Source organism: Microbacterium sp., assembly GCF_003248605.1.
Taxonomy (GTDB): Bacteria; Actinomycetota; Actinomycetes; order Actinomycetales; family Microbacteriaceae; genus Microbacterium.
On record NZ_QFPF01000159.1, the window covers coordinates 1 to 5,347 of the forward strand.

4 protein-coding genes and 2 pseudogenes are annotated in these 5,347 nt (G+C 67.8%); all 6 read left to right on the top strand.

Features of this window, described 5'->3' with window-relative positions:
- Positions 1 to 229: 229 nt before the first annotated feature.
- Positions 230 to 1,327 (top strand): ArdC family protein, encoded by a 1,098-nt coding sequence (locus tag DI573_RS14300; protein WP_292815712.1) that lies wholly within the window; start codon positions 230 to 232, stop codon positions 1,325 to 1,327.
- Positions 1,327 to 2,208, top strand: a complete 882-nt coding sequence (locus DI573_RS14305) for a bifunctional DNA primase/polymerase (RefSeq protein WP_292815714.1) — start codon at positions 1,327 to 1,329, stop codon at positions 2,206 to 2,208. Before DI573_RS14300 ends, DI573_RS14305 begins: the two co-directional genes overlap by 1 nt.
- Complete coding sequence (locus DI573_RS14310; protein WP_292815717.1) at positions 2,205 to 2,861, top strand: DUF2637 domain-containing protein; 657 nt, start codon at positions 2,205 to 2,207, stop codon at positions 2,859 to 2,861. The genes DI573_RS14305 and DI573_RS14310 overlap by 4 nt, the downstream gene beginning before the upstream one ends.
- Before the next feature lie 1,250 nt (positions 2,862 to 4,111).
- Positions 4,112 to 4,276 (top strand): annotated as a pseudogene (locus tag DI573_RS14770) (ParB N-terminal domain-containing protein); the annotation flags it as partial.
- Between the two features lie 27 nt (positions 4,277 to 4,303).
- Complete coding sequence (locus DI573_RS14320) at positions 4,304 to 5,083, top strand: chromosome partitioning protein ParB (protein WP_292815722.1); 780 nt, start codon at positions 4,304 to 4,306, stop codon at positions 5,081 to 5,083.
- Positions 5,083 to 5,347 (top strand): annotated as a pseudogene (locus DI573_RS14325) (hypothetical protein); the annotation flags it as partial. The gene DI573_RS14320 and the pseudogene DI573_RS14325, both read left to right, overlap by 1 nt.

Below are 5,347 nucleotides of genomic sequence, written 5' to 3' on the forward strand. Positions count from 1 at the left end.
GCCTGCCTCGCCCTGGGAACGTCTACCCACGACGACAGGTTATCGCTACGCACAGCGCGGAAGTTTGCTATCTATTTCGGCACATCAGGCGTATGTTGCACCTATGTGCGCACACATCTCCGCCGCACTCCCCCGCCTGCCGCCCCCGCGCTGACGGCCGAACGGTGAGCGAACACCTACCTCTGCTGATGAAGCCGCCACAGCGCGACCGCGAAGGGGGTAGGGCGTCATGGCTCATCAGAGGTCCGATGCCGGTGCCATTCAGGCGAAGCTGGACCGGATCCACGCTCAGCTAGCCGAGGCGGTAGCCGACCTCGTGACGGGCGAAGACTGGAAGCGCGCGCTCACGTTCGCCGCTCGGTTCCGCTCTCGGTCATTCAACAACACCCTGCTGATCTGGATGCAGCACGCAACGGCGTTCGACGAGGGCCGGGTCTCCGAGCCGACGCCGACCTACGTCGCCGGCTTCCACCAGTGGCTCGCTCTGGGGCGATCCGTCGATCGCGGCCAGCGCGGCTACATGATCCTCGCCCCGGTCGTGGGCCGGTTCGCCTCGCCCACTCCGCAGGTCGCCGAGTCGTGGCGGCGGCTATCGCCGCGCGAGGCTCCACAGCGCGGCGAAGTGATTCAGTCGCGACTGGTGGGCGTACGTCCCACTTACGTGTGGGACGCCTCCCAGACCAGCGGTGCCCCAATCCCCGAGCCACCACAGCCCCAGCTTCTTGAGGGGCAAGCGCCGACAGGGATGTGGGACGGACTTGCGGCGCTCGTGCGTGCACGGGGGTACTCGTTGCGCCTTGTCGACAGCGATCGGGATCTCGGAGGTGCGAACGGCATGACGGATTACATCCTGAGGAGTGTGGCTGTCCGAGGCGACATCGATCCGGCCGCCCGCGCGAAGACTCTCGCCCACGAACTCGCCCACGTGGATCTGCATGGGCCGGATCACCCGGAGGCCAGGCTGCATCGCGGCATCGGCGAAGTCGAAGCGGAGTCCGTCGCGCTGATGATCGGCGCGGCCCACGGACTCGACACATCTGACTACACCGTGCCCTACGTGTCGACCTGGGCAACGTCCGTCGACGGCAAGACACCGGTCGAAGTCGTTCAGGCGACAGCCGAGCGTGTCCGGTCGACGGCGCTCGCGATCCTTTCGCAACTGGACACGGCACAGGTGGGATCCGGTGACCCGCCGGGATTGGCGCGCGAGCAGAAGACGGGACCGACCGCAACCGGACGCGCCTTCGAAGCGCGCGACAACGCGCCCCCCGTGATGGCCGACCGGCTGCACCGGAGCCGCACCGTGACGGCAGGTCGGGGGCTCTGATGGACACGGCGTCGCTGTTCGCATCCGTCATCGGGCTTTCGCAGAGAGAGGGTGTGGAGACGTTCGTTGCAGCTGGACTTCCGATCTTTCCCTGCAAGGCCGCCGAGAAGCGCCCCCTGACCTCTCACGGGTTCCTCGACGCAACCACCGACATCGACAAGATCCGGACGTGGTGGACTCGGTGGCCCGAGGCGAACATCGGCATGCCGACCGGATCCGCCTCCGGGCTCGAGGTGGTCGACATCGACGTGCACGGTCGAGTGCGCGGCTTCGCGGCGTTCGAGCTCGCTCGCCGCGAGGGCCTTTCAGACCGCTGGCAGGCGTTGGTGAAGACGGCATCCGGCGGAATGCACGCGTACTACCCCACGGATCCCGACCGTCCTCAGCCTTCGTGGCAAGCGGCTCGGGCCGGCATCGACTTTCGTGGTGATGGCGGCTATGTCGTCGTCCCTCCGTCGCGGGTGCTTTTCGAAGGCAACAGGTGCGGATACGAGTTGATCGGAGCAGGACGGGGGGATGCGGTGCCGATCGACGCGACCGCGCTTCGACAGTTCCTCGATCCGAGACCGGCTCCCCCGTCGAACGGCGTCATCCGTGACCGGCGCGACATCGACGCGGATCGGATCGCTGCCTGGCTCGCGACGCGCGTCGAGGGTGAACGCAACCGCGCGCTCTACTGGGCAGCGTGCCGCCTGGCGGAGAACGGGGTCACGGATCACCGCGCGCGGGACGTTCTCGGCCCGGCCGCTGAGCGCGCCGGCCTTCAGCAATCAGAGATCCTGACGACGATCCGCTCTGCCTACCGGACGGCGGTGGTGTCGACAGCACCCTTTCGAAGCAGCCCGGGCGGCAGGTCGATGAGCGGGCAGGTGGTCTTGTGATCCCCGCTCCCGCAGACCCACGGTCGGGCCGAGTCGCCGTCTGGACGGCGATCGCGGGCACGGTCTTCATCGCGATCGGCGCCTTCTGGCTCTCTTTCACGGCGCTCGCCGATCTCGCGCGCCGATCCGGCATCGCCCCGACGCAAGCGTGGGCCTGGCCTCTCATCGTCGACGGCATCATCGTCGTCGGCACAGTCGCCGTCGTCGCCCTGGCTGGCCGGCGCGAAGCCTGGTACCCGTGGATGCTGCTCATTGCGGGCGCGGCGGTCTCGGTCGCTGCGAACGCCATCCACGCGATCGTCGCCGCGGACGCTGACGTCCCGCCGATGCTCGCCGCGACCGTGGCCGCTGTACCGCCACTCGTCCTGCTCGCGATCACACATCTGACCGTCGTGCTCACGCAACGCTTTCGAGTCCCTCTTTCCTCCGCAGCGCCCGACGGAGAGACGCCATCCACAGAAATCGTGCACCTTCGCCAACACGCGGACGTTCCGGAGAAGGGTGCCCGTAAAGACATCGCGGCGCTGATGCGTCAGCGCGGCATGTCGAACAAGGAGATTGCGAGCGCCACGGGAGTGCACCCGTCGACAGTCGGCCGGTGGTTCGCGGGGACGCTCGACATACCTGACCTTCAGAAGGGAGCTGCGCCATGAACGAGCACGGTCCAGAGCATGACGTGTGGTCGCGTGACCGCTCGAGTGCGCCCGCTAGCTTCGGTGCCCGCGCCGACAGGCCGGTCGGCGAAGAGGTATCCGAGTTCGCGCGGCACGGCGATCCTTCGCTCGAGGGGCAGCCACTGGGCCTGTCGGGGGGCGAGACGGTCCGGAGCGAGATCGTGTGGATGCGCCCTACGGAGCTTGTTCCCGCGGTCACAGGCCGGGTCGCGGGGCAAGGCATCGACCTCGAGTCGTCGATCGCGCGGTGTGCCCGCGCGCTACCCACCCAGAGCGTTGCGGCCACGCGGCGCGCCATTCGCGATCGAGCGCTTCAACTGCCGCCCGTCACGGCGTTCGGTACCAGTCGCCACGCGCACGGCGCGGTACGGCGGTCCGGGATCGGTCGGTAGCGAGGTTGCCATGGACACCCAGCGCTCGTGGTCGCCAGCACCTGCACCCACCCCTGCCGCGCGTCTCCCGCACACGGCGGAGGGCAGCGATGACCGTGAGTCGTTCGAGACCTCGGAGGGTCTTCGCGCGCTGCTTGAGCGACTTGCCGCGCAGGATCACGGGGCGTGGCGCCATGACAAGCAAGCTGCCGCGCTCATGGCCCACGTCGTGAGACGCTACGCGAAGCTGGCACGCAAGCACGGGCTCGACCCGTGGGATGCGGCGGCCGCTGCATTCGACGCCATGCGCCTGCCGTCCGTGCGAAACGCCGATGATCCTTGGGCTGTCGTGACCCGCGCGGTCCAGGTCACGATGATTGCGGAAGAACGGGCAAACGGATTGCTGTGCTCGGTCTACCAGGCGCGTCGACCCGAGTTCTCCTCCTTCCACGACCCCGAACGGTTCAGCGACCGCGAGAACCCGCTGAGCGACTATCACCCCGCGCTCAGAGTGGAATCGGCCGAGGACGCAGACGTCGACAGCGACTCACACGAAGGCCCCGGCATCCCCGAAGCCGTCGAGAACGCGATCGCCTTCATGACGCTTCTCGGCTGGCCGCGGACACCCGCACGCACCGCGATGGAGTACATCTGCGCTCGGCTGAGCGAAGCGCCCTCGCGCGCGACCGCGTGGGAGTCGCTCCGGCGAGACGTCCACGGACGGACACTCCTCGACCTGTCCTCCGCGTCCTGGAACGGGCTCCTCCGCGCCGTGCTCGGAAACCCCGAGCCTGAAGTGGCGCGCACGACTGCTGGCCGCGGCATCCTGCTCCGCCTGCTGATCGGCGAACCGCTGAGATCGCTCCTGACAGACGACGACCTCGTTCTCGGCACCGCCACGAGTACGGCGACATCGACGAGTTGGCTGCATCCATCACCCGCGATGGACTACTGCAACCGGTCACGGTCACGCCAGAGGGCGTGCTCGTGTGCGGCGCCCGGCGTCTCGAAGCTCTCAAGCGTCTGGGCGAGAAGACGATCAAGGTCTGGGTGAGATCAGGGATCTCGGATCGGCTCGCCGAACTCCTCGCCGAGCAGGCCGAGAACGTGCTCCACAAGCCGCTCACGCCCACCGAAGCCGCGACGCTCTACACCGAACTGAAGTCGTATATCGCCGAGGACGCGCTGCGCCGCCAGTCTGCAACACAGTTCAGCCGCGGGGACGATTTCGCCGGAAACTACGGTGGTGCCACCGTGGCACCACCGCAATTCAAGCCAGGAAAGAGCCGCACGCAGGCCGCAAAGATGGTCACGGGCAAGGCGTCGTACACGACCCTCGAGCGCATCGCAGAGCTGCAGCGGCTCGTCAACAGTCCTGTGACCGACCCGGAGCTGAGAGAGCGAGCCCACGAGGAACTGCAGCTCATCGACGAGGGAGGAAGTGTCACCGCGTCGCACGCGCGCATCCGAGAGTTCCTCGATCCCGAACCGCCCCGTGGGTTCGAAGACTTCGAAGCGCCCGAGGACTTCGAACCGCCCGACGAGCTCGAGCAGTTGGCGAACGCTGCGCTCGCCCGAGTCAAAGAGGCGAAGCGCAAGGGACGCAAGCCCAAAGCCCGGTCCGCTTCGGTCCACGCCTTCCCGGTTCGCGCTTTCGTGCGCGTCTGGGAGGACCTCGACCTGTGGTGGACGCACTTCGACGTCACCGCCGTCGCCACCGAACTCTCCGATGAGCAACTCATTCAGTTCGAGGAGACGCTGGCCTCGACTGTGGAGTTCTTCGCCGCGCTCCGCGAGGCTCGCGCTCAAGCGAGGCGGGAGATCGCGTGATGGCCGTCACCCCGCATCCCGCTCGTCGCCGGGTTGTCGTTCTCGTCGCGGTCGGCTTCGGGATCCTCGCCGCGCTGGTCGGTGTCGGGCTGTATGGCCTGACGCTTGCGCCCCAGCCTGACGCCGGCGCGCCGACTGACGATTCGACATCGGCGGCTGCCCAGCCCACGGTGCCCGAGCCAACAGTGTCGCGCGGCACACCGCGCGTGGTCCTGTCCACAACGGATGCGGAGGACTTTGCTCGAGACGCGGCGGATGTAGGCC

Excerpts from the sequence above, each read along its gene's own strand:
- DI573_RS14300 (WP_292815712.1), top strand. The coding sequence starts at position 230 with ATGGCTCATCAGAGGTCCGATGCCGGTGCCATTCAGGCGAAGCTGGAC.
- DI573_RS14305 (WP_292815714.1), top strand. The coding sequence starts at position 1,327 with ATGGACACGGCGTCGCTGTTCGCATCCGTCATCGGGCTTTCGCAGAGA.